The following is a 23,698-nucleotide window of genomic DNA, read 5'->3' on the forward strand; positions in this document are numbered from 1 at the left end:
CCTCACCAATAATAGCATTAAATGAAGCGTAGCGGAAAATTTTAACGCTACGCTTCAGCATAATTATTTTCAGCAATTACAGTATCATAATCCCTTTGATGTTTCCTGCTTGCTTATAAACAGCAATCACCTCATCGGCATTTTGCATTTGCTTTTTTACTGTAATCGATACATATTTACCGGTTTTTGAAGGTTGTTCAATAAACTCATCATCAGGTAAAATTGCACGTAGTTCCTGGATCTTGTCCAAACCACCAGTAATTATAAATTTAAAATTGTAAATACCAGCAAACTGCTCAACACTTTCCAATTTCTCTTTTAAATTGGCATAAATATCTGTATTTGCCCCTTCCGGGATATCAGAAAACTCAATATCCTTATTCATTTTTTTCTCGTCCATTTCTAAAAACATATCAAATTCTATACCCAAATAAATAGGATGTAATTCTGACAGCCTATCACGTTTTGATAACCTGAGAATATAGAAATTAATTCAATAATCGACAGAAAATATCTTAATAGTGTTTAATCAACTTCCCATTCCATGAAAATTATATTTTGTGACCGTTTTTCTTGTGACCAAAAAAACTGTCACAAGAAAATGTGACACAACTTTGTGACCAAATTTTATGTGACGAAAAAAAGTGTCACAAATTAAACGGTCATAAAAAATTTTGTAAGTTTTTTTTGTTCGCCAATAGGTTGTAAATCTCTGTCCGATGCCAATCCTTGCATCCTTGCCTATGTAGCAAAACCAGTCTACAATAATTACAGCAGGCTGGTTCGGTTTAAAACTAATTACTAACAACTTTGGCAAAAAGCCACAGGAATTGTTATTTTTGAACCTCAAAAAAACAGGAGCCGATTTGGATTATTTAGCAGGATTAAACCCACAACAAAGAGCAGCAGTAGAGAACACAAAAGGACCGGTAATGATTGTTGCGGGTGCGGGTTCGGGCAAAACCAGGGTAATTACGTTTCGTGTTGCCCACCTCATTCAAACCGGCACAGATCCTTTTAACATTTTGGTTTTAACCTTTACCAATAAAGCGAGTAAGGATATGCGCGAGCGTATTAGTAAAGTGGTTGGTGCCGAGGCGAAAAACATTTGGATGGGGACTTTTCACTCAGTTTTTGCAAAAATTTTACGCGTAGAGGCTGAAAAAATCGGTTATCCAAACAATTTTACCATTTATGATACCGATGATAGTAAAAGTGTAATCCGTGCAATTTTGAAAGAAATGCAGCTGGATGATAAATTATATGCTGCGAATTTTGTTTTTAACAGAATTTCATCGGCCAAAAATAATCTAATTTCATGGGGAGAATACCAGGCTAACGACCAGATACAGGCAGAAGATATTCAGAATAAACGCCCTTTAATTGGCCAGATTTACGAAACTTATGCCAAACGTTGTTTTAGGGCAGGTGCGATGGATTTTGATGATTTGCTTTTTAAAACGAACATCCTTTTAAAAGAGCATCCGGATGTATTGAATAAATACCAGCAGAAATTTAAATACCTGATGGTGGATGAGTACCAGGATACCAACTTTTCGCAATATACCATTGTAAAAAAACTGGCTGCCGCTTATCAGAATATCTGTGTTGTGGGTGATGATGCACAAAGTATTTATGCTTTCCGTGGGGCCAATATCCAGAACATTTTAAATTTTGAGCGCGATTATCCTGATTTAAAGGTTTATAAATTAGAGCAGAATTACCGTTCTACCCAAAATATTGTGGATGCAGCGAGCAGTATCATCGCGAATAACAAAAATCAGCTCGAAAAAAATGTTTTTTCTGATAACGAACCTGGCGACCGCATTAAAGTATCGAGGGCTTTTACCGATAACGAAGAGGGAAAGCTGGTTGCAGAAGCCATTATTCAGGAAAGGAGCACAAAAGGCTATCAGCACAACGATTTTGCCATTTTGTACCGTACCAATGCACAAAGCAGGGCTATGGAGGAAGGATTACGCAAATTAAATATTCCATATCGGATATACGGCGGCCAATCTTTCTACCAACGTAAGGAGATTAAGGATTTAATTGCCTATTTCCGTTTAACATTTAATCCAAAAGATGAAGAAGCCATAAAAAGGGTAATCAACTACCCAAAACGTGGTATTGGAGATACTTCTATTGATAAGATTATCGTTGCTGCAGATCAAAATGGCAAAACCATGTGGGATGTAATTTCGAACGCACACGAATATGTTGATGGCCGTTTAGCAAACCAGCTTAACGATTTTGCCATGATGGTACAAAGTTTTCAGGCAGAGGCGAAAAAGCTCGACGCCTACGATACCGCTTTGTTTATTGCGCAGCATGCTGGTATTTTGAAAGAACTCTATACCGATGATAGCGTTGAAGGACGCGCGCGATACGAAAATATCCAGGAGTTATTAAACGGTATTAAAGAATTTGCAGAGCGTGAAGATATCGAAGAAAAAGGACTGGATATTTTTATGCAGGATGTTGCCCTTTTAACTAATGATGATAAAGATGGCGACAAAAATAAAGATACCGTTTCTTTAATGACGATCCACTCGGCTAAAGGTTTGGAGTTTAAAAATGTATTTATAGTAGGTTTGGAAGAAAACCTGTTCCCTTCGCAAATGTCGTTAACCAACCGGACAGATTTAGAAGAGGAACGCCGTTTATTTTATGTGGCCATTACCCGTGCCGAGGTAAAACTAACCCTTACTTATGCTACCTCGCGTTACCGTTGGGGAACATTAACCAATTGCGAACCAAGCCGTTTTATTAATGAAATAAGTCCGAAATTTTTAGAGTTGGATGTTAAACCAGCCAAATCTACCAATTTTGAAGGCAGTTTTGATGATGAGCGAAAATCATGGACATCGCAGCCACGCGATTTCATTAGCAAACCAAAGCCAGCTGCAGGTGCAACTGCATCTGCCCCACCAGTACGACCAAAAACAACATCGTTGTTGGCAAAAGCACATGTACCCACCCCTGGTTTTACACCATCCCAGGCACACGAATTTCAAGGCGGTATGGATGTGGAACACGAAAAATTCGGTTTCGGTAAAATCATCAGTTTGGAAGGTACTTTACCCGATGTTAAGGCAACCGTATTTTTTCAGGGTTTGGGCAACAAGCAATTGCTGCTTAAATTTGCTAAACTGATGATTGTAAAATAACCTTTTTATCACAAAGGCACCAAGTACACTAAGAATTTCTTCGCTAATCTTTGTGTTCTTTGTGTCTTTGTGGTTTAGTATGAAAAACCTGGGCAACCTACCTTAATCGCTTTTCTCTTTGCATACTTTGCGGTTTAAATTACCATGGTTAAAACTTGAAAAACCATAAAATTATCCTTAATATTGGTTTCGGTTCTCCCGATCACAAACCATGCAACTTACCAGATTAGAGATTAAAGGTTTTAAGAGCTTTGGCGATAAAGTGACCATCAATTTTAATGAAGGGGTTACCGCTATTGTTGGTCCTAATGGTTGCGGAAAATCCAATGTAATTGATGCGATGCGCTGGGTTTTGGGTGAACAGAGTACCAAAGCCTTACGTTCTGAAAAGATGGAGAACATCATTTTCAATGGTACAAAAAACCGTAAGCAGGCACAGCTTGCCGAGGTTTCCTTAAGTTTTGACAACACCAAAAATATTCTTCCCACTGCCTATTCGCAAGTTACCGTTACCCGTAAACTTTATAGAAATGGCGATAGCGAATACCGTTTAAACGATGTTCAATGCCGGTTGAAAGACATTACCGACTTATTTTTAGATACAGGAATCGGCTCTGATAGTTATTCGATCATTGAGCTTAAAATGGTAGATGAAATTATTACCAATAAAGAACATAGTCGCCGTTCGCTGTTTGAAGAAGCATCGGGCATCTCTAAGTACAAATTACGTAAAAAACAGACTTTCAGTAAGTTAAAAGATACTGAAACAGATCTTGAACGTGTTGAAGATTTGCTTTTTGAGATTGAAAAAAACCTTAAAACTTTAGAAAACCAAGCCCGCAAAGCAGAACGATATTATAAATTAAAAGAGCAATACCGCGAGTTGAGTGTTCAATTGGCTACACACCGGATTGCATTTTTCCGCACCGATTTAAATGCTTTAGAAATACAGGAGCAAAACCAACAGGTAAACCGCACCGAACTCAATGCTAAAATAGATACTGGCGAAGCTGAGCTGCAAAAGCTTAAATTGGGAAGCATCAATCAGGAAAAAAATCTCTCTGTACAACAAAAGGCTACAAACGAGTTTGTTTCTAAAATCCGTGCTTACGAAAGCGAAAAAAAGGTAAAAAATGAGCAAATGCGTTTTTTACAGGAAAAGGAAACGCGTTTATCTGGCGAACTCGAAAAAGATAAGAACCAGGTTAACCACATTAAATACAACATCAAACGTTTAAACGAAGAAGTAGTAACAGAAACCGAGGTTTTTAATAAACTTGAATCTGATTTAAAAAGCTTAAAAACTACACTTGATGCGTTACGCGAACAACAGCAAACTGAAAAAAACAGGATTGATAACCTGATAAAATCTGTTAACGAACTTCAAAACCAAGTGTATCAATCACAAAAAGAGATTGATATACTGAACATTCAAAAAGATGCTTTGGTACAGGAAACCAACCGAAATGTTGATGATACAGAAACCAAAACATTAGAATTAAAAGCATTTGACCATGCTTTGGCCGAATTAGATATACAGGTAAGAGAAAAGCAGGCCACGATTAAAAACCTCACCGAGGCCGAAGAAATTTTAAAAGAAAAACTAGCCGCTTCAGAAATCAATTTAAGTTCGAATAAAGAAAAACTGGCTGCCGAAAACCGGAAAAAGGATGCCAAACAAAATGAATATAACCTCACCAAATCATTGGTTGATAGCTTGGAAGGCTTTCCGGAATCTATCCGTTTTTTAAAGAAAAACAATGCATTTGCTAAAAGTGCCTTACTCCTTTCGGATATTTTATTTTGTAATGAAGATTACCGCATAGCCATCGAAAATTACCTCGAACCGGTAATGAACCATTATGTGGTAGATCAGTATAGCGATGCTGTTCAGGCGATTAACCTTTTAACAGATGCCAGCCGTGGACGGGCTAATTTTTTCATTTTAGAAAATGTGCCGGATAAAAATCCTGTTATTGGTACTCATGAAGGTTTGATATCAGCTTTATCAGTAATAGAAGTCGACAAAAAGTACCAGAACCTTTGTAATTTGTTGTTACAAAACGTATATATAGCTGTAGCCGACCAAGAAAACCTATTTAAAACAACGCCTACCGATACTTTAACCATTTTGGCCAAAAATGGGAAATATGCACAAACTAAATTTACTTTGGCAGGTGGTTCTGTGGGGTTATTTGAGGGAAAAAGGATTGGAAGGGCTAAAAATTTAGAAAATCTCGCTAAGGAAATTAAGGCTTCAGAAGTATTGATCAACCAATACAATACGGCAATTAAAACCGAAACTGATCATATTTTTGATTTAAAAGAGGCTTCAAAAATTAATCAGATCAATGCTTTGAAACAAGAAATGAACCGTTTAAATAACGAACACATTTCGGTTCAAACCCGTCGCGATCAATACCAGGAATTTATCACCACCAGTGAAAACCGCAAGACAGATATTGCGCAAAAAATAGTTTCTATTGAAAAAGCATTATCAGAAAAGTTGCCCGCATTGGTTCAATTGCAAAAAGACCAGCAGGAAGCACACGTAAATTTGCAGGAACAACAACTTAATTATCAGGAAATTGCCGATCAGGTGAATGAAAGTGCAGGTAAATACAATCAGGATAATATCCGTTTTCACCAGCAACAAAATAAGTTATCAGGCTTAGAAAAAGATTTGGATTACCGTTTTGTACAGGAAGAAGCGTTAAACAAGCGCATTGCCCAAAATGATAAAGAATTACAGGAAGCACTCATTCAGATTACGGCAACATTACAACATACCGATCTTAACGACGATACACTTTTAGAAATGTATCAACAACGTGAAGAAATGGAAAAAGGGCTTGCTGAAGCAGAACAAGCATATTTTACAAGTAAAGGAAGCATTAACGAGGTGGAAAACGACCTGACTAATATTCGTAAAAACCGCGAGGAAACCGATTTCTTACTAACCGAAATAAAGGATAAGAAAAATGCTTTAAAAATTGACCTGAATGCGTTAAAAGAACGTTTAGCCGTTGAATTTAACATAGACATAAACGATCTTTTAGATACCGATACCGAAATTGAAGCTCTAGAAAGCGAGTTCGATCTCCGTCAGAAAGTTGAGAAAATGAAACGCCAGTTAGACGAATTTGGTGCCATCAACTCTATGGCAATGGAGGCCTTTAAGGAAATGGAAGAACGATATACTTTTATTCAAAATCAGAAGAAAGATCTTAATGCTGCTAAAACGGATCTTTTGCAAACCATAAAAGAGATAGATGATACTGCTAAAGATAAATTTATGCAGGCCTTTACCCAGGCCCGTGAACATTTTATTGTGGTTTTCCGATCCTTATTTAACGAAGAAGATAGCTGCGACCTGATTTTATCGGATATTAACAATCCTTTAGAGGCTGATATTGATATTATTGCCCGTCCGAAAGGTAAAAGACCGCTATCCATCAACCAGTTGTCGGGAGGAGAAAAAAGCTGCTGACGGCCACAGCATTATTATTTTCACTCTACCTGTTAAAACCCGCACCTTTCTGTATTTTCGACGAGGTTGATGCACCTTTGGATGATACCAACATCGATAAATTTAATAATATCATCCGTAAATTCTCCGATCAATCGCAGTTTATCATCGTTTCGCATAACAAACGGACCATTGCCAGCACCGATATCATTTATGGCGTAACCATGGTAGAACAAGGCGTTTCGAGAGTTGTAGCGGTTGATTTAAGGGAAGTGGCGGCGTAAAAGCTTAAAAGTTAAACCTGAACGACCAAAGCAAAACCTACCATTTCTTCTATTGTGATAAGGCTTTTTAAGCCGATAAGCTGTTCTGGCACAATCTTTTATTAGTTTTTTTATTAGAAATGAAAGCAACGGCTTTTCTCCGTTTTCAGCTCTGCTGTACACTATAGTCCCAACTTTATGTCGGGAGCTGCCGTTTCCATCAGGTTAAAAACGCAATGCTGTTCATCTAACAGTGTTTGAATAGCATAATGAAAAAATGTATATTTGTTATAACAACTTAAGGATATGTTAGCTACAGTTAAAGGATATTACGAAAAAGGAAAGATAACGTTGAAAGAAAAAGCACCTGTACAAACAAAAACAGAGGTTATTGTTACCTTTCTTACAGATGAACAACCAGCTATCTTAAAAAGAATTCCGGGTGCGCTGAAAGGTAAAATATCAATCCCAGACAATTTTAACGATCCTCTAGATGATTTAAAAGAGTACATGTAATGGCATATAATTACTATCTTTTAGATACTCATTGCTTACTTTGGTTTCAGGAAAACAGTCCAAAAATCCCAAAAAAAGTTTTGGATATTATTCAAAACATAGAAAATATCGTTTACTTTAGTCAAATTAGTTCATTCGAAATCTCAATAAAACAATCTCTTGGTAAACTTCCCCACTTCAGTGTAACTGTTGAGGACATTTATAATCAAGCACTTTTAGATGGTTTTACTTTTTTATCAATTGAAAATTCCTCAATTTTCAATTATAATAACGTCCCATTGTTGAATGAGGCACAGAGATCCATTCGATCGGTTAATAATTTCTTCAGCGATATGAAAAGATGCTACCTTATTATCCGCCGATGAAAAATTCAAGTTGTATCCAACTATTTTAAAATGTTTTGGCAGTAATCTATTATAACCATGAAAATTCTATATATCATTCCCTTAGCCATGATGCTAAGCAGCTGTTCATCAGTAAAAAATCAAAACACAGCAGTTTCAGGCAAACTAGATACCCAACTGCTAAAAGATGTGGAAGTATTATCTTCTGATGCTTACCAGGGTCGAAAAACAGGTACTAAAGGAGCAGAAATGGCGCGGGCCTATATTATAGAGCGGTTTCAGAAATTAGGTTTAAAATCATATCCTCAACATGTAAATTACGCACAGGAGTTTACTTTTAACGGAAGATCTGGTGCAAAGGTAAACGGAACCAACATCATCGGCTACATTCCGGGCAAAGGAACCAATGTTATTGTGGTATCGGCACATTACGACCATTTAGGTGTAATAAAAGACGAAGTTTTTAATGGTGCCGACGATAATGCCTCAGGAACAGCAGGATTATTAAAAATTGCCGCTTATTTTGCCAAGAATAAACCCAACAACACCATTATTTTTGCTTCTTTCGATGCAGAAGAAATGGGTTTACAAGGTGCAAAAGCATTTGTAGCCAATCCTCCGGTAAACATCAATACCATAGCTGTTGATTTAAACATGGATATGATTAGCCATAGTGATAAAGGTGAACTTTATGTTTGTGGAACCTTTAAATATCCGGATTTAAAGAAGTATGTAGATACGACTAAAACCAACATTAAATTACTTTTCGGTCATGATGATCCAAAACAAGGCCATGATGATTGGACCAATCAGAGCGATCAGGGTGCATTTAACGCCAAAAACATTCCTTTTTTATACTTCGGTGTAGAAGACCATAAAGATTACCACAAAGCTACTGACGAATATTCGACAATCACTAAACCCTTTTTTAGCAATGCCGCTGCCGCCGTACTCGATGTGGTAAAAAATATCGATAAACAGACTGCTTTACAACAGCTGTTAAAGGATAAAATGATTATGATGGATAATCCAAGAAAGTCGGAAAAGTTTTAATTTTCTGAGCGTTGCAGCGTTTAAATTCGAGTGCCAATATAAATGGAATTCATGTTGGTGAAATCATACTGGCATCAAATCAAATTGAAACAGCGCATTAATTATTGCGGTACGTAAACCACATATTTAGTCTCAAAGAAGTCTTCCTCAAAATAAGCTGAAAGTGGATATAATTCTGCTTTCAGTTTAGATTCTTTAATTTCTTCAGCTAAATCGCCACCTTTTAAGTACAAAATTCCATTAGGAATGGCATTTAGTGAATCTTTTTTAAATTTTCCCTGTATCCATGGATAAAATTCGCCTAAGCGTGTAACCGCTCGTGATACTATAAAATTAAATTTCTCCTTAATCTGCTCTGCCCTTAAATGATCAGCCCTTAAATTTTCTAAACCCAGGGCCGAAGCCACTTCTTTCACAACTTTAATCTTTTTCCCGATAGAATCCACTAGGTAAAATTCTGTTTCAGGAAACAGAATGGCTAAAGGAATGCCCGGGAACCCTCCTCCTGTACCAACATCTAAAACTGATTCGCCCGCTTTGAAAGTACAAACTTTCGCAATCCCTAAAGAGTGTAACACATGACGTTCATACAGCTCTTCAATATCTTTTCTTGAAATTACATTAATCTGTGCATTCCAAAAGCTATATAATTCAAACAGTTGCGAAAACTGTGCAATCTGTTTTTCGCTTAAATCTGGGAAATATTTTAAAACGATATCGGGCTTTACATCAAGCATATTGTAGTTACTAAAGATTATTGAATTATTTCCAGTTTACTTTTTTCTTGCCAAACATGGCTAAAAATCCGTTCAAAGTTAAAAATAAGAACAAAAGTATATCTAAAATTGGGAACCACCAACGTAAATCGCCATAGTTTAAGCGTTTTAGCAGTTTTGGGTAGATGAAACACCTGATGATGATACTCAATCCAAGAATTCCAAGGGCAATGTATTGTGCTTCGCGACTAAAAAACATACTTGCAGCAAAGAAAGCGTAAAATAAAAATTGGAACACTATCTGTAGACTTAAAATAAACTTATGCTTCGATTTATATAATTTACCCGCTCCGAAATGACGCTTTTTCTGCCTCAAATAACCTCTCCAGGTATTATTGGGTACGCTCCAAACATGGCTATCTTTGTTTAAACGGATTTCCGTATTGTATTTATTGGCGTGTGCATTTACAAACAAATCATCATCTCCGGAAGGGATATGCATATGTGCGGCAAAGCCTTTATTCTTAAAAAAAAGCGATTTTTTATAGGCCATGTTTCGTCCTACACCCATATAAGGCATTCCCTTTAAAGCAAACGATAAATAATTAACAGCCGTAAAAAAGGTTTCAAAACGGATCAATGCATTTAAAAGGCTTCTTTTTTCATGTAAGGCGAATAGCCTAAAATAATTTCAGTATTTTCATCTGCCGATGGTTGCATATCCAATAACCAATGTTGAGAAGCTGGCTCACAGTCTGCATCAGTAAAAACCAGCCAATCGTACTTAGCAGCCTTTATGCCCATGGTTACCGCAAACTTTTTACCGGCAATAAATTTATCGTTATCTAAAATTTTAACCACTTTAAGGTTACTGTATTTTTTTTCCAGCTGCTCTAAAAATTCTTCTGTTCCATCCCATGAGCGATCGTTAACTACCACAACTTCAAATTCGGGGTAATCCTGGTTAAAAAGCGAAGGCAGATACTGTTCTAAATTTTTAATTTCATTTCGGGCACAAACGATTACACTTATCGGTTTTCGGGCAGATAATGGAACCTCTTCAATACTTACGGTGGCCAATCTTAAATGAACAAAAAGTACAAAATACAGCTGAACCAAAAGGCAAAAAGCCAATATAGAGAGCAGAGTAATTTCAAGCGGAGTTAATATCACGATGGTTAAATAAATAGGCGCAAATTTCTCATTTTTAATCTGTAAAACACTTTTATGTGGATAAAAAATTAAACAAAATAATGCCCTCAATTTTTGCTATTTTTGGAGATTTTCGACGAGAAAAACACATATAAACCATTTACCATCAAAATAACATTTAATTAAAAGTATTTTGGTGTGAAGTAGCTCCAATTTACAACTGGAGGAAATAAATAGAAACAGATGAAATTTAGTTTACAGGCTAACGATCCTTTATCAAAAGCCAGGGCCGGAACAGTAACAACTGCGCATGGCGAAATACAAACCCCTATTTTTATGCCTGTGGGCACTGCCGGAACAGTAAAAGCGGTGCATCAACGCGAACTTAAGGAGGATATTGACGCAAAAATTATTCTTGGCAATACCTATCACTTATATTTAAGACCAGGATTGGAAATTCTTGAAAAGGCCGGTGGCCTACACAAATTTATAGGCTGGGACCGTCCGATTTTAACAGATAGCGGAGGTTACCAGGTTTATTCTTTAAGTAAAGTGCGTAAGATTAAGGAGGAAGGCGTTACTTTTCATTCTCACATTGATGGATCAAAACACCTTTTTACGCCCGAATATGCAATGGATATCCAACGTACCATTGGTGCTGATATAATTATGGCTTTTGATGAATGTACGCCTTATCCGTGCGATTATACTTATGCTGCTCAATCGATTAAAATGACGCACCGTTGGTTAAAACGCTGCTGTGAACGCTTTGATAGTACCGAGCCTGAAATATGGTTTCGATCAAACTCTTTTTCCGATCGTTCAAGGCTCTGTATATAAGGATTTACGCATAAAATCTGCAGAATTTATTGCCAGTATGGATCGTGAAGGGAATGCGATTGGCGGTTTATCTGTAGGTGAGCCTGCGGAAGAAATGTATGCCATGACAGAAGTGGTATGCAATATATTACCGGAAGAAAAACCACGTTATTTAATGGGTGTGGGTACACCGATCAATATTTTAGAGAATATTGCGTTGGGCATTGATATGTTCGATTGTGTAATGCCAACAAGAAATGCAAGAAACGGGATGCTTTTTACACGGAATGGCATTATAAACATCAGAAATAAAAAATGGGAGAATGATTTTTCTCCATTAGATGCGGAGAGCGATCTTCATGTTGATTTAGTAACCAGTAAAGCTTATTTAAGACATTTAGTGCACAGTAAGGAGATGCTTGGCGCACAAATTGCTACCTTACATAACTTACACTTCTACTTATGGTTGGTAAAACAGGCCAGAGAGAAGATTATTGCTGGTGAATTTTACGAGTGGAAAAACAAAATGGTTAAAATATTAGGCAATAAGCTATAAAATGAGTCTGTTAAAAGGGAAAATAAAAATCATCGATCAATACATTATCGGTAAAGACCTGGGTACATTTATTTATACCCTGGCCATTTTCGTTATCATTATCGTTGTATTCGATCTATCCGAAAAGATGGATGATTTTATGAAAAGCGGATTAAGTTTTTGGGGAATTCTTTCCAAATACTATGCTGGCTCCATTCCCTTCTATGTGAATATGCTTTCACCATTGATCAATTTTATTGCTGTAATTTTTTTTACGGCAAAGATGGCCGATCAGACTGAAATTGTTCCGATTTTAAGTGGTGGAGTGAGTTTTAATCGTTTCTTATTCCCTTATCTGGTATCAGCAACAATCATTTTCTCTGCCAATTTATTATCCAATTTATACATTTTACCGTATACAAATACCTTAAAAAATCGTTTCGAAAACACCTATGTTAAACGGAACGATCCTTCTACAAAGTCGAACATCCACATGAAACTGGATGATAAAACGTATATCTACATTGATAATTTTGACAACAAAACAAAATTCGGGATATCGTTTTTCTTTAGACAATTTCAATGGCGATATCTTAACTAAAAAAATTATAGCCGAAAACATTAAATGGGATTCACTTAAACGCAAGTGGCAATTAAGCAATTACTCGATCCGCAAGATTGACAGGGCTTAAGGAAACGATGATTTACGGTAACGGAAAACTGAAAGATACCATTCTGGACATGCGACCTGATGATTTTTCTGCTTACGACAATGTGGTTCAGAATTTAACTACAAAAGAACTGACAGAGAAGATCAGAAAAGAAAAAAATCCGTGGAACAGGTGTAATGAATGATCTTCAATTTGAAGAATCCAAGCGGTACCTGCATCCACTTTCCGGCTTTCGTGCTTACACTTATTGGGGTAGCTTTATCATCACGTAAAGTGCGTGGCGGCGTTGGAGTATCATTAGGTATAGCGAATCTTCATTAGCTTCGCTTATATCGTGTTTAATCAGTTTACACAGATGTTTTCTACCAAAGGTGGATTACCTCCTTTTGCCGCTGTAATAATGCCTACGCTATTCTTTGGTCTTTTAGGTTTTTACCTGCTGAGAAAAGCACCAAAATAATAATGGAAGCCACAAAAAAGAATTTATTAATCCTTCACCTTACCGTTTTTGTTTGGGGCTTTACCGGCGTATTGGGTAAAGTAATTTCCATTGATGCTGTACCCATGGTATGGTATCGTGTATTGATTGCAACCACTACCCTTTTTGCATGGTTTTTAATTACCAAGAAAAACATTAAGATTACCAAAAAACAATTTTTCCAGTTCTTTTTAACTGGCGGAATTGTAGCCATCCATTGGATATTTTTCTTCCATGCCATTAAAGTTTCTACCGTTTCTGTTACTTTGGTATGCCTTTCTTCATTCACATTGTTTACTGCGATATTAGAACCGCTGATTAAAAAACAACCTATCCAAACGGGCGATATCTTAATCGGTTTGTTGATTATTTTAGGCATCTATATGATCTTCAAATTTGAAGGTCAGTATACTTTAGGGATCATTTTCGGCTTGCTGGCGGCAGTAGCTTCAAGTTTATTTTCGACCATAAATTCTACATTGGTACAAAAAGCGAACCTGCTATTATTGGATTTTACGAACTGGTTGGTGCGCTTTTCTGGATTACTTTATACCGTTTATACGACGGTACTTTACTGCATACGCACTTTAATCTGAGCACAAAAAATTGGTTCTACCTTATCCTTCTTGGTACGCTCTGCACATCAGTTGCCTACGTTGCTGGTGTTGCTGTAATGCGTACATTATCGGCCTTTAGAGTTGCGCTTATTACCAACCTTGAACCAGTTTATGGAATTATACTGGCCTTTATTTTCTTTCAAAACAAGGAGCAAATGACGGGTGGTTTTTATATCGGGGCAACTATCATTTTGGCTTCAATTTTCTTATATCCGATCTATAAAAAAAGAAAAAGTCAACTGTAAACAAATCCTTCCAAAACACTATAAATTTTAATAAGAGTCATTTAATCTTTCTTAAAATAATTTAGGAAAATTACTACTTGTAATGTAAGTGATATAGACGGGATTTCCTGTTTAACTAATATCTCTACTATAAATTTAAGATCAATTATTCAATAATGATTTGCCAAAAGAACCTTAAAATTTCACTATTCTTCTTGATTAGCACCATCTAAAATAGAGATCAAAAAGCATTTTATAAATAAGTTTAAATCATTAACGAAGTGCAAAAAACAGGCTTTAATCTTTAATATAATCTGCAATAAAAACATTACTAAAAAGCTAGTAATAGTTCATACACTATACTCTATATTAATTACAGAATTTACTTCAATAGCAGAACTATTAGACTTACAAAAAGAGTAAAAATATCAATTTGAATTCTTAATTTTTCATCTCGATTTGACATCAAATTCATTTGACCAAGCAAGCATCATAAATTGGTTAAGTTATGAATACTCTTTACATCAACAACCATGTTCCAGGTCATTATTAATTTACCAAACCCTAACATTTTCCGTTTATAATTCCATTAACAAATAAAAAATCAGGAAGAAAACTATCATGAGACTGAATATAAAAATAATGAAGATTAAAAAAGCATTGCAATATTTTAAGTGTGAATCTTCAGATAATTTATAAAGAAAATTAAGATGGAAAACCTCCTTAAAACTCACCTAATAAAACTTTAAATCCAAGCCAAAAATTAGCGCTAAAAAAAATCGTCTTCAACAACATAGAGATACAAAGAAAGTTCCAAGGAAATGAAAAATATCATAAAATTTTAACCAAAACAAACTCATATTCATCTAATAATTTCATTTGAAAACAAACAATTATAGCGTAAGAAAAAGGTTATTAAATCACTAAAATAAATAACAAAAAACACTCTAAAAATAGATACCAGAATATGTATATAATTTGGCTTTATAGAATATTAAAATGCGCAGAATTAAGCTCCAAACCAAATGAAAATAAAAGCAAATTTCAAGTAAAATAACTAGAATAATCACTCTACTTTTTATCTGGATTTATAGTGTTATAAAGCATCCAATTTTCGTATTATAAAAGATCATCAACAAAATAACAGCGCATCATATTCCATTCTCAGAAATTTTTGCGATGAAAAAGCAACTAAAAATATTAAAGAAATTAGCTGTTCCCGACTCAATTCATCTTAAAATATTCAGGATATTGAGCGACGAAAACCTACATTTTAGCTTTATTCTCATAGGCAAAACGCAAAAAAGACTCCGCATATTTGATTTTTAGTCTATTCACACTTTTTTAATCAAAAACTTTCTAAATAACATTCAGAGCACTTTTTTATATTCAAATAAAAATCTCTGTAAAACCTGAAGAATACATCCTTATTCATGAATATCGTCAGGAAATGCAGTTATAAGTCTGAAAAAATACAAATAAGGGCACCAACCATCTTAAAAAAACATACAAATTAGAGCTGCAAGTCTCAATTTAACTCAAGAAATTAAGCTTAAAAATCAATTTTTTGGCTGAAGACACATGCTATTTACAGCAAATAATCTTGTGCTTTCAAGGTTTAAAATTTATCAGAAAAAGAAAATTTCCGATATCTCAGCGCAAAATTTAATAAAACTGAGGCTTAAATGATCACGTTATGATATAGACATTTTGTCATAACAATCTACTTTTAGATATGGATTAGAATTTTCTAGCGTAAGATTTTTATGAAAATTTGGTGTTGAAATACTCACTCAAAACTTGTTTTTGTAAAGCCAAAAACGCCTTAAATTCTAGTCTCCAAGAGAGTGGTTCTCCCCCTTAAAACTCCAATCAATTTTCAATTAGCTGGAGAAATTAATAATGATGAAAAGTGGACTATCCATTCAAATTTTTCTCAGTCTTTTAACCCTTAAGCAAATTATTAAAAACTATACAGATTTTTAAAAAGACAATAAATTATTCAAAGAAAATCGATTAATAAGTGTAAATTAAATCAATAAAATTAGCAGCTTAAAAAAAATTAATTAAAGCCTCAATCCTCATAAAAATCAACAAAAAATAAAGTTAAAAATAATAAATTTTGATATTTAAGTAAATCATATTATTAACTAATAATCAGTACATTAAATATTAATAGTTAAATTAAATATCTACCAAATCAACGATCAACAAATTTTAAAAAACTAAATATTTTAGCAAAGAATTTAGATGAATTTAAATAAATCAAACAAAAAATTAATTATCAAGTACTTAAGTGCATTTACATTAAGTTTCACATCACTATCAGTTTTCGGGCAAATTTTCAGCACTGCACAAAACCCACTTAGTGTAAAATGGAACTACATTTCATCAGGAGGCTTTAAAATCATCTATCCTCAGGAATTAGAGAAAGAAGCTCAGAGAATGGCCAATACCCTACCCTTCATCTACCCTAAAATAGGGTTTGGTTTAAGGCAGCAAAAAACCACTATTCCGCTCCTGTTACAGAACCGCGGCACCCAGGCAAACGGCTTTGTTCAGCTCGCACCTAAGAAGTCTGAATTCTATGCTACCCCACCTCAGTTTTTCGATAGTCAGGATTGGCTGAACAACCTGGCTGTACATGAACTTAGGCACATCGCCCAGTTTGACAAATTGACAGGAACGCAAGCGCACCCCTTCCCTGAGCTAGTATACTTTGCTTATTTTGGCGCGGGCATCCCAACCTGGTTTTTTGAAGGGGATGCTGTGGTTAACGAAACTGCCCTTACCCATTCGGGCAGAGGCCGACAACCAAACTGGATTATGCCTTACCGAACTTCCGTTTTAGAAGGAAAAAAATTTTCATACAGTAAAGCTTATTTTGGGTCGAACAAGGATGTAACGCCAGGCTATTACCAAACAGGATATTTGATGGTTTCAGATATGAAGGAAAAATATGGTCAGTTCATTTCAGACAGTTTACTTGGAGATATCCGAAAGAGGCCGTTAAGACTTTACCCATTCTCCGGGAGCTTAAAAAAAATTACAAAACAAAATACCAGGCAATACTTTCTTTCTACCCAAAATAAGCTCACAGAAAAATGGAAAATACAGCAGGAAAAATCTAAACCAGAAAACTATGAAAGTTTGAATAAACAACCTGCTTTAGCTACTGATTATTTTCTTCCGGTAAGGTTAAATAAAAACCAGATTTTAGCATTGAAAGAAAGCAAGACTGATACACGTTATATTGTTATCATTAATGAAGATAAATCGGAACAAAAATTATTCGGAATCGGCTATCAGGAACAACCTTGGTTTAGCTTAAAAAATAACATTTTGGTTTGGGACGAAATCCGTTACGACCCAAGATATAAACAGCGCAGTTATAGCGTAATCTGTTCGTATAATTTGCAAACAAAAAAATTCAAAAAATTAAGCAGCAAGAGCAGGCTCTTCTCTCCCAGCCTTTCTAATGATGGAACAAAAATCATAGCAGCAAAAGTAGAGCTGAACAATCAATTTAACCTAGTAGAAATAGATGCCGGCTCCGGAAAGATTTTAAAAACTTTTCCAAATCCAACAAATGAAATTTTACAAACGCCATCCTTTGATCAATCGGGAAATAAAATCGCCTACATCAGCGTTACGGAAAAAGGAAAGAGTTTGTGGTTGATCGATGGTGATCAAAAATCGGAGTTGATTTCGAACAGCAGACAGCAATTAAGCCGACCGATTTTTATCGGAAACAAAATTGTTTTTAATGCGCATTTTAACGGCATTGATAACATTTATGAAATTGATCCTGATTCAAAAAAAATCAATGCACTTAGCGCAGCTAAATATGGTGCATTTAATCCTTCGGAAAGCATGGACGGGAAAATCGTTTTCAACAATTACAAAATCAACGGTTATGAAATTGCGGAAGCAGCACTAAGCGAAAAACCGGTTGGTGAAAACAACTTTATGGATTTTTCTGAAGCAGCAGAAAAGCAGGAAAATGTTGGAAATGTTTTTAATCAGATTCCCGACAGCACCTACCAGTCTAAACGCTACCATCAGGCATTAAACTTGTTTAGTTTTCATAGCATTATTCCTGTTATTGATAATGAATATCTTTTCGGGCTGGAGCTTCAATCGAACAATCTGCTCAACACTATGGATTTTTACACAGGGCAAAATACCACCGCGATTTAAAACGTTTTGAGTACACTGCAGATATTAGCTATAAGGCACTTTATCCTGTACTAAGCCTGTTATACCGCAACCGGCCGAAAAGAACGTTCTACCGCGCTAAAAATGTGATACAGCAGGGCGATTGGAGAGAGAACTATGTTAAGCTTAATGCATCACTTCCACTTTCATTTAATGCAAGGAATGAGAATTATGCTTTTACTTTAAATGCAGCAACGAGTTTTACACAAAGGTACCTGCCGGAAAACATGCCTGCCAATTTTATCCGCGAGCTTAAATTTCCACTGGAATATAATTTTACTTTTAACCATAGCGTGCGAACCACCGAGCGAGACATTGCTCCGAAATGGGCACAAGTGTTAAGGGCAACCTACAATCACCAACCGTTTGATAAAAATTTAAAAGGAGAAATTTTGGCTCTCGAAAGTTTCTTTTACTTTCCGGGGATCGCCAAAAACCATTCGTTTCTAGCTAGCTTCAATTACCAAAAAGCCAGCGGTGTAAACCAGTACGCCACAGAGATTGCAACTGTTTATGGATACAACAATATTTTGGCGAAAAACGTGCTGCAAAACAGCTTACTCTTTAACTACCGTTTTCCTTTTGCATTTCCTGATTGGGAATTAGGTCCGCTTGCCTATGTAAGAAATTTCAGGGCGGGGTTATTCTGCCATTATGAAAACATCGGTAAAGGAACCACTTTTAACGATCCTAAAACTTATGGTATAGAATTGAATACAAGCGTAAACATTTTGAGGTATCAACCTGTTGTTGATTTAGGAGCACGGTTGGTTTTTGTTAATCAGATTTACAATCAAAATCCGATATTAGAGTTTTCATTTAATTATAGCTTTTAAACCATGAGTGCAAAAACAATTTCCATCATTATCCTAACTGTATTACTGACTATATTTTTGATGGTAAATACCGAGCCTGTTGATTTCGATTTTTTAGTTGCCACCGTTCCGGTATCTAAACTTTTGGTTATCGGCATTTGTATCATCATCGGTTTCATTATCGGCTTTGTTGTTGGAAGGCCGCGAAAAACATTAAGCAGTTACGATGATGAAATCGAAAAACACCAACCTGTTTCGAATAAGAAAGAATTGAGTGACGAGGACAGGGATTACATTAGCTAATGCCAAAGATTAGATAGGATTTCAAAATTTGATTTGCTATAGCAAATCATTATCCCGACCGTAACGCAGTGAAATGGAGAGATCTGGCTCGATAGATCTCTCGGCCTTATTGCACTTCACTCGGGATGACCGGCACTCTGGATTTTGACCTTCATAAACTTTCTGTCAATCACCTTGTTTTTTAGGAGATAGATTACTCAATTTAAATGAGAAGTGTTTTTCTTCCTAGCTCAGCGCAGTCATAATCTCGCCATACAATAGGCCGCTGCCCCCGCCATAATGTTGTATAATTTTTAGTTCCGGCCTTAATGAAAGTAGTTTATTTTTCAGTTCAGTTTCCGAACTGGGTTCAATTCCATTGCCAAGTAAAACCAGATCAATCTGCTGTTCTGCGCAAATGGAAATAGCTTCTTCATCTTTGCAAACACATAAACCCTTCCATTCGGGCCTTGCATTTAACAAACGGTTCATTACTGTAGTTATTTCGGTATCACGGCCAATATATAGTATGGTAGTTTGCATATTTGTTAATTTAAGAAGTAATATTTATTAAAAAATCGTCAGTTCAGCTGAAGCACCAATTACATTGGCAGCAAGGTGGAGAAATGCCTGATCTCTACTTCAGGATTTCTCCACAACAGCCGAAAAAGACGATTTTTATAATTTAATTCAATTCCATTGGAACATCCATCAATAAAACCTCTGCATCAGCAGTATTGGCTTTAAAACTGATGCTGTCTGTATCCCACACCCCTAATCCATCTCTTTTACTCAGCACCTGTCCGTTAATGGTAACTTCGCCACTGATTACGAAAGCATAAACCCCGTTACCAGCTTTTTTGATTTTATATTCGGTTTCAAAACCTTCATCAAACTTACCTAGCGAAAACCAGGCATCTTGCTGAATCCAAACTCCTGCATCATCAGCATTTGGCGATAAAATCTGCTGAAAGTTATTGTGTCTCGCAGCAAGGTCTAAAGTTTGTTGGTCATATCGCGGGGTAACGTTTTTCTTGTTCGGAAACAACCAGATCTGCAATAAATTTAGCTGCTCATCTGCATTTGCATTAAATTCGCTGTGACTAACACCTGTACCGGCGCTCATTACCTGAATTTCTCCATTTTTAATTACTGCTGAATTACCCATACTATCTTTGTGTGCAATTGCACCTGCCAATGGGATGGTAATAATTTCCATATTATCGTGTGGATGAGAACCAAAACCCATTCCACCATCAATACTGTCGTCATTTAAAACCCTCAAAACTCCGAAATGCATCCTTTCTGGATTGTAATAATTAGCAAAACTGAACGAGTGGTGTGCATTTAACCAGCCATGATTAGCATGACCGCGGGTGTTTTCTTTGTGCAAAATAAACTGTGACATAAATTTCCTTTCTTGTTTATGATACAAATTTACAGCAAGCAAGTTTACTGTGCATTGACCTAGGATAAGAAGTGAGTTTGGAATGGAACGCGCCAGGTGTTAATCGCAACTAGCATTAATTAAAGTTGCATTGGTTCATTAGGTATATCAAAAATAAAGCCTTTTAAAGGAAAAAATTTTTAAATACCCTTCAATCACCACGTGCAAGCAAAACCTCTTCTCAAAGCATTTATTTGCGCTTTTAACATCAACAATTTAAACAAAACGATATTTCCAACCTTAAACATAACCAATCCTTAACATTTTTTCAGTTTTAAGTTTACATCAACTCTTTAAACTTGTTTCAATTTCACCAAATAATCAGCCTTAAAAAAACCATGCAAAAAAACACAATCTGGATGCTTCTGGCCATATGCCTGATAAGCGTATCCTGCAAAAAGAATATATTGCCAGAAGATAGCGTTACTACAGCAAGCCAAAACAAAACCAGTCTGTTGGCCACAACGGCAGCAGCCAGCGCAGCTGCAAGTGTAAACGCTTATACCAATACATCAAGTTATATCAGTTCGGGCTTTTCATTTTTAAACCCAACACAGTTGGATAAAAACCGACAGGCCATTGGAGGTAGCGCTTACACGGAGGTATATGGCTTTAACATCCCTGAAGAAAACAGGGTAAGGGGCATTAGGTGGAATGAAGACGACGAAACAACATCCATTTGGCGCCCTCAGGGAATAGCGGGTTTCTCTAGAAATGGCGTGCGTTATTTATTGGTGAGCTGGTACGCTAAAGATGCAGCAGAAAGTAAAGGCTCCAGAATAACGCTTATTGACATCAGTCCAAGCTCGAGCACTTATTTAACTTACAGACATATTTTATTGGTACAGCCAACGCTGCCAACAGGCACTTTGGATTATACACAATATGGCACTTATGCACCATTAAACGTGCATGCTGGCGGACTGGCTTATTTTAATGGCAAAATTTATTTAAGCAGTACAAGTTTGGGCTTAAGGGTTTTCGATTTGGATAAAATTATTGAGGTAACTTCGGGTACTGGCACTGATGATAAATGTGGCAAAGATGCTAATGGTAACCTATACGCTTTCAACTACCGTTACATCCTTCCGCAGGTAGGTTACTATAAAATTAATGATGCCAGTCCTATTTCAACAGTACAGGTGAATTACGAAAACAATCAATTATGGACCGGTCAATATTATGCAGGAAGTGCAGATGCATCGATTGTACCTAAAATATTTGGCTTTCCGATCAGCACAGCCGGAGAATTGCAGAATTCGGGTATACAAACCGTTGTTCCAAAAAATAGTTTATTTACTTCAGATCATGCACATGGGATACAGGGTGTATTCAGAAAAGGAAACAGGACATGGCTTTCGTGCACCGGATCACCTAGCGAATCGTATGGATCTACAGCCCGTTTAGCGAGGTATACTGATGGTGATACAAACACCGTTCGATACAGATGGCCTTATGGAGCTGAATCATTATATCTTGAAGCCCAATATGGATATTTATGGAGCTTAACCGAATTCGAACCGAATGCAGGAGCTCAAAACGGCAGTCAGGTTAACCGTTGCGTATTCGCTGTAGATTTTTCAAAATACGAATAATTATTCTTCTACCTCGTTGTGAAAATTCGTCATTTCGACTGAAGCGCAGCGTAATGGAGAAATCTTTATCACAGTACAAAGATTTCTCCAATACGTTCGACACGATATTATGCCTTAAGCCAATGCTTGCTCAATATCAGCTAAAATATCATTAATATGCTCTAAACCGATAGATAAGCGGATAGAACCTTGCTCAATACCAACTTTGTTACGTTGTTCTTCAGTAAGTTTACTATGTGTACTTGTTGCAGGATGGGTTGCTATGGAACGGGTATCGGCCAGATTTGCAGAGATGGAGAACATTTTTAAATTATCCATAAATTTACGGGCAGCATCTATCCCCCCATCAACCACAATGGTAACAATGCCACCTCCCTGCTTCATTTGTTTTTTAGCAATTTCATATTGTGGGTGCGAAGGTAAAAATGGATATTTTACCAGCTTAATTTTTGGGTGTTTCTCTAAATATTCGGCCACCTTTAAAGCATTTTCGCAATGACGGTCCATACGGATGGCCAAAGTTTCTAAACTTTTAGATAAAATCCATGCGTTAAAAGGCGATAAAGCTGGTCCGCTGTGGCGGGCGAAAGCAATAACCTCGGCAATTAATTCTTTTGTACCTAAAATAACACCTCCCAAAACACGGCCCTGACCATCGATATATTTGGTTGCAGAATGTATTGAAATGTGCGCGCCAAGTTCAATCGGCCGCTGTAAATATGGTGTAGCAAAACAATTATCCACAACCAATAACTGATTGTGTTTTTTAGCCAGGTTGCCTAAAAATTCAAGATCAATAATATCGATACCCGGATTAGATGGCGTTTCTACAAAAATCATTTTTGTATTTGGCTTAATCAAAGCCTCCCAATCCTGCGGTTTATCTAAATCGGCATAATCGAAAGTAACGCCCCAATTAGAAAAAACATTGGTTAGCAACTGGTGGGTAGAGCCGAAAACCGATCTACTCGAAACAATATGATCACCATTTTTTAAGAAAGCACCAAATGTTGTAAAAATTGCGGCCATGCCTGTTGCTGTGGCAAAACCATCTTCAGCACCTTCTAAGAGGCACATTTTTTCGATAAATTCTGATGTATTTGGATTTGAATAACGGCTATACACATTCCCTTCCTTTTCATTGGCAAATAAGGCACGCATTTCTTCGGCATCTTCAAATTTATAACTTGAGGTAAGGTAAATCGGAGAAGAATGCTCTTTATGCAGGCTGCGTTCGGTTTGAGTGCGTATAGCTATGGTTTCAAAATTTTCGGATTTCATTGTATTGCTAGATATGAGTATTAAGATGTGAAA

At 36.3% G+C, this 23,698-nt stretch carries 21 protein-coding genes and 1 pseudogene; 15 read left to right on the forward strand and 7 right to left on the reverse strand.

The annotated features are described in order from the left end of the window. Nucleotides 1–76: 76 nt before the first annotated feature. Nucleotides 77–430 (reverse strand): DUF493 family protein, encoded by a 354-nt coding sequence (locus tag AC0IWE_RS05525; RefSeq protein ID WP_471792265.1) that lies wholly within the window; start codon nucleotides 428–430, stop codon nucleotides 77–79. Nucleotides 431–866: 436 nt separating this feature from the next. On the opposite strand from AC0IWE_RS05525, the gene AC0IWE_RS05530 reads away from it, so the two are divergent. The 5 genes from AC0IWE_RS05530 (at nucleotide 867) to AC0IWE_RS05550 (ending at nucleotide 8,815) form a co-directional block, all read left to right on the forward strand. Then, on the forward strand, nucleotides 867–3,170 hold the full coding sequence (locus AC0IWE_RS05530) for an ATP-dependent helicase (RefSeq protein WP_471792414.1): 2,304 nt from the start codon (nucleotides 867–869) through the stop codon (nucleotides 3,168–3,170). 211 nt (nucleotides 3,171–3,381) lie between these two features. Next, on the forward strand, nucleotides 3,382–6,660 hold the full coding sequence (smc, locus tag AC0IWE_RS05535) for a chromosome segregation protein SMC (protein ID WP_471792266.1): 3,279 nt from the start codon (nucleotides 3,382–3,384) through the stop codon (nucleotides 6,658–6,660). 29 nt (nucleotides 6,661–6,689) lie between these two features. Further along, on the forward strand, nucleotides 6,690–6,923 hold the full coding sequence (locus AC0IWE_RS05540) for a hypothetical protein (RefSeq protein ID WP_471792415.1): 234 nt from the start codon (nucleotides 6,690–6,692) through the stop codon (nucleotides 6,921–6,923). 285 nt (nucleotides 6,924–7,208) lie between these two features. Continuing rightward, nucleotides 7,209–7,418 (forward strand): DUF2281 domain-containing protein, encoded by a 210-nt coding sequence (locus tag AC0IWE_RS05545; RefSeq protein ID WP_116252798.1) that lies wholly within the window; start codon nucleotides 7,209–7,211, stop codon nucleotides 7,416–7,418. A gap of 422 nt (nucleotides 7,419–7,840) precedes the next feature. Beyond that, nucleotides 7,841–8,815 carry a M28 family peptidase gene (locus AC0IWE_RS05550; protein ID WP_471792267.1) on the forward strand — a complete coding sequence of 325 codons (975 nt, stop codon included), beginning with the start codon at nucleotides 7,841–7,843 and terminating at the stop codon, nucleotides 8,813–8,815. A gap of 101 nt (nucleotides 8,816–8,916) precedes the next feature. On the opposite strand, the gene rsmG is transcribed toward AC0IWE_RS05550, so the two are convergent. Genes rsmG through AC0IWE_RS05565 form a run of 3 tightly spaced genes read right to left on the reverse strand, consistent with a single transcriptional unit; the run spans nucleotide 8,917 to nucleotide 10,794 of the window. Then, nucleotides 8,917–9,552, reverse strand: a complete 636-nt coding sequence (rsmG, locus tag AC0IWE_RS05555) for a 16S rRNA (guanine(527)-N(7))-methyltransferase RsmG (RefSeq protein ID WP_471792268.1) — start codon at nucleotides 9,550–9,552, stop codon at nucleotides 8,917–8,919. Nucleotides 9,553–9,577: 25 nt separating this feature from the next. After that, a complete protein-coding gene (locus AC0IWE_RS05560) occupies nucleotides 9,578–10,171 on the reverse strand; it encodes a glycosyltransferase family 2 protein (protein ID WP_471792269.1) in 594 nt (197 codons plus the stop codon). 5 nt (nucleotides 10,172–10,176) lie between these two features. After that, the gene (locus AC0IWE_RS05565) at nucleotides 10,177–10,794 is read right to left on the reverse strand and encodes a glycosyltransferase (RefSeq protein WP_471792270.1); all 618 of its coding nucleotides are present in this window, start codon (nucleotides 10,792–10,794) and stop codon (nucleotides 10,177–10,179) included. 132 nt (nucleotides 10,795–10,926) lie between these two features. On the opposite strand from AC0IWE_RS05565, the pseudogene tgt reads away from it, so the two are divergent. The 9 genes and pseudogenes from tgt to AC0IWE_RS05610 all read left to right on the forward strand — a co-directional run bounded on the left by tgt (nucleotide 10,927) and on the right by AC0IWE_RS05610 (nucleotide 19,363). Then, a pseudogene (gene tgt / locus AC0IWE_RS05570) lies at nucleotides 10,927–12,058 on the forward strand (tRNA guanosine(34) transglycosylase Tgt). 1 nt (nucleotide 12,059) lies between these two features. Further along, nucleotides 12,060–12,638, forward strand: coding sequence for an LptF/LptG family permease (locus tag AC0IWE_RS05575; RefSeq protein ID WP_471792271.1), 579 nt, complete (start codon nucleotides 12,060–12,062; stop codon nucleotides 12,636–12,638). A gap of 98 nt (nucleotides 12,639–12,736) precedes the next feature. Further along, nucleotides 12,737–12,892, forward strand: a complete 156-nt coding sequence (locus AC0IWE_RS05580) for a hypothetical protein (protein WP_471792272.1) — start codon at nucleotides 12,737–12,739, stop codon at nucleotides 12,890–12,892. A 171-nt stretch (nucleotides 12,893–13,063) separates the two neighbouring features. After that, on the forward strand, nucleotides 13,064–13,168 hold the full coding sequence (locus AC0IWE_RS05585; RefSeq protein WP_471792273.1) for a hypothetical protein: 105 nt from the start codon (nucleotides 13,064–13,066) through the stop codon (nucleotides 13,166–13,168). Between the two features lie 2 nt (nucleotides 13,169–13,170). Beyond that, nucleotides 13,171–13,782, forward strand: a complete 612-nt coding sequence (locus AC0IWE_RS05590) for an EamA family transporter (RefSeq protein ID WP_471792274.1) — start codon at nucleotides 13,171–13,173, stop codon at nucleotides 13,780–13,782. A 23-nt stretch (nucleotides 13,783–13,805) separates the two neighbouring features. Continuing rightward, entirely contained in the window at nucleotides 13,806–14,048 is a 243-nt protein-coding gene (locus AC0IWE_RS05595) for an EamA family transporter (RefSeq protein WP_471792416.1), read from the forward strand. A 2,229-nt stretch (nucleotides 14,049–16,277) separates the two neighbouring features. Then, on the forward strand, nucleotides 16,278–18,227 hold the full coding sequence (locus tag AC0IWE_RS05600) for a TolB family protein (RefSeq protein ID WP_471792275.1): 1,950 nt from the start codon (nucleotides 16,278–16,280) through the stop codon (nucleotides 18,225–18,227). A gap of 104 nt (nucleotides 18,228–18,331) precedes the next feature. Beyond that, nucleotides 18,332–19,081: a hypothetical protein gene (locus AC0IWE_RS05605; protein WP_471792276.1), complete on the forward strand. Its 750-nt coding sequence runs from the start codon at nucleotides 18,332–18,334 to the stop codon at nucleotides 19,079–19,081. A gap of 3 nt (nucleotides 19,082–19,084) precedes the next feature. Continuing rightward, nucleotides 19,085–19,363, forward strand: a complete 279-nt coding sequence (locus tag AC0IWE_RS05610) for a lipopolysaccharide assembly protein LapA domain-containing protein (RefSeq protein WP_055905924.1) — start codon at nucleotides 19,085–19,087, stop codon at nucleotides 19,361–19,363. Between the two features lie 225 nt (nucleotides 19,364–19,588). Here the strand turns inward: AC0IWE_RS05610 and AC0IWE_RS05615 are convergent, their stop codons facing one another. After that, a complete protein-coding gene (locus AC0IWE_RS05615) occupies nucleotides 19,589–19,885 on the reverse strand; it encodes a hypothetical protein (RefSeq protein WP_471792277.1) in 297 nt (98 codons plus the stop codon). Nucleotides 19,886–20,027: 142 nt separating this feature from the next. Further along, entirely contained in the window at nucleotides 20,028–20,750 is a 723-nt protein-coding gene (locus tag AC0IWE_RS05620; RefSeq protein WP_055905930.1) for a pirin family protein, read from the reverse strand. A gap of 377 nt (nucleotides 20,751–21,127) precedes the next feature. Here AC0IWE_RS05620 and AC0IWE_RS05625 point away from each other — a divergent pair, with 377 nt between their 5' ends. Continuing rightward, nucleotides 21,128–22,384: a hypothetical protein gene (locus AC0IWE_RS05625; RefSeq protein ID WP_471792278.1), complete on the forward strand. Its 1,257-nt coding sequence runs from the start codon at nucleotides 21,128–21,130 to the stop codon at nucleotides 22,382–22,384. 114 nt (nucleotides 22,385–22,498) lie between these two features. Here AC0IWE_RS05625 and AC0IWE_RS05630 read toward each other — a convergent pair whose 3' ends face one another. Continuing rightward, the gene (locus AC0IWE_RS05630) at nucleotides 22,499–23,665 is read right to left on the reverse strand and encodes a trans-sulfuration enzyme family protein (RefSeq protein ID WP_471792279.1); all 1,167 of its coding nucleotides are present in this window, start codon (nucleotides 23,663–23,665) and stop codon (nucleotides 22,499–22,501) included. Nucleotides 23,666–23,698: the final 33 nt, after the last annotated feature.

It is taken from the genome of Pedobacter sp. AC402, assembly GCF_979252805.1.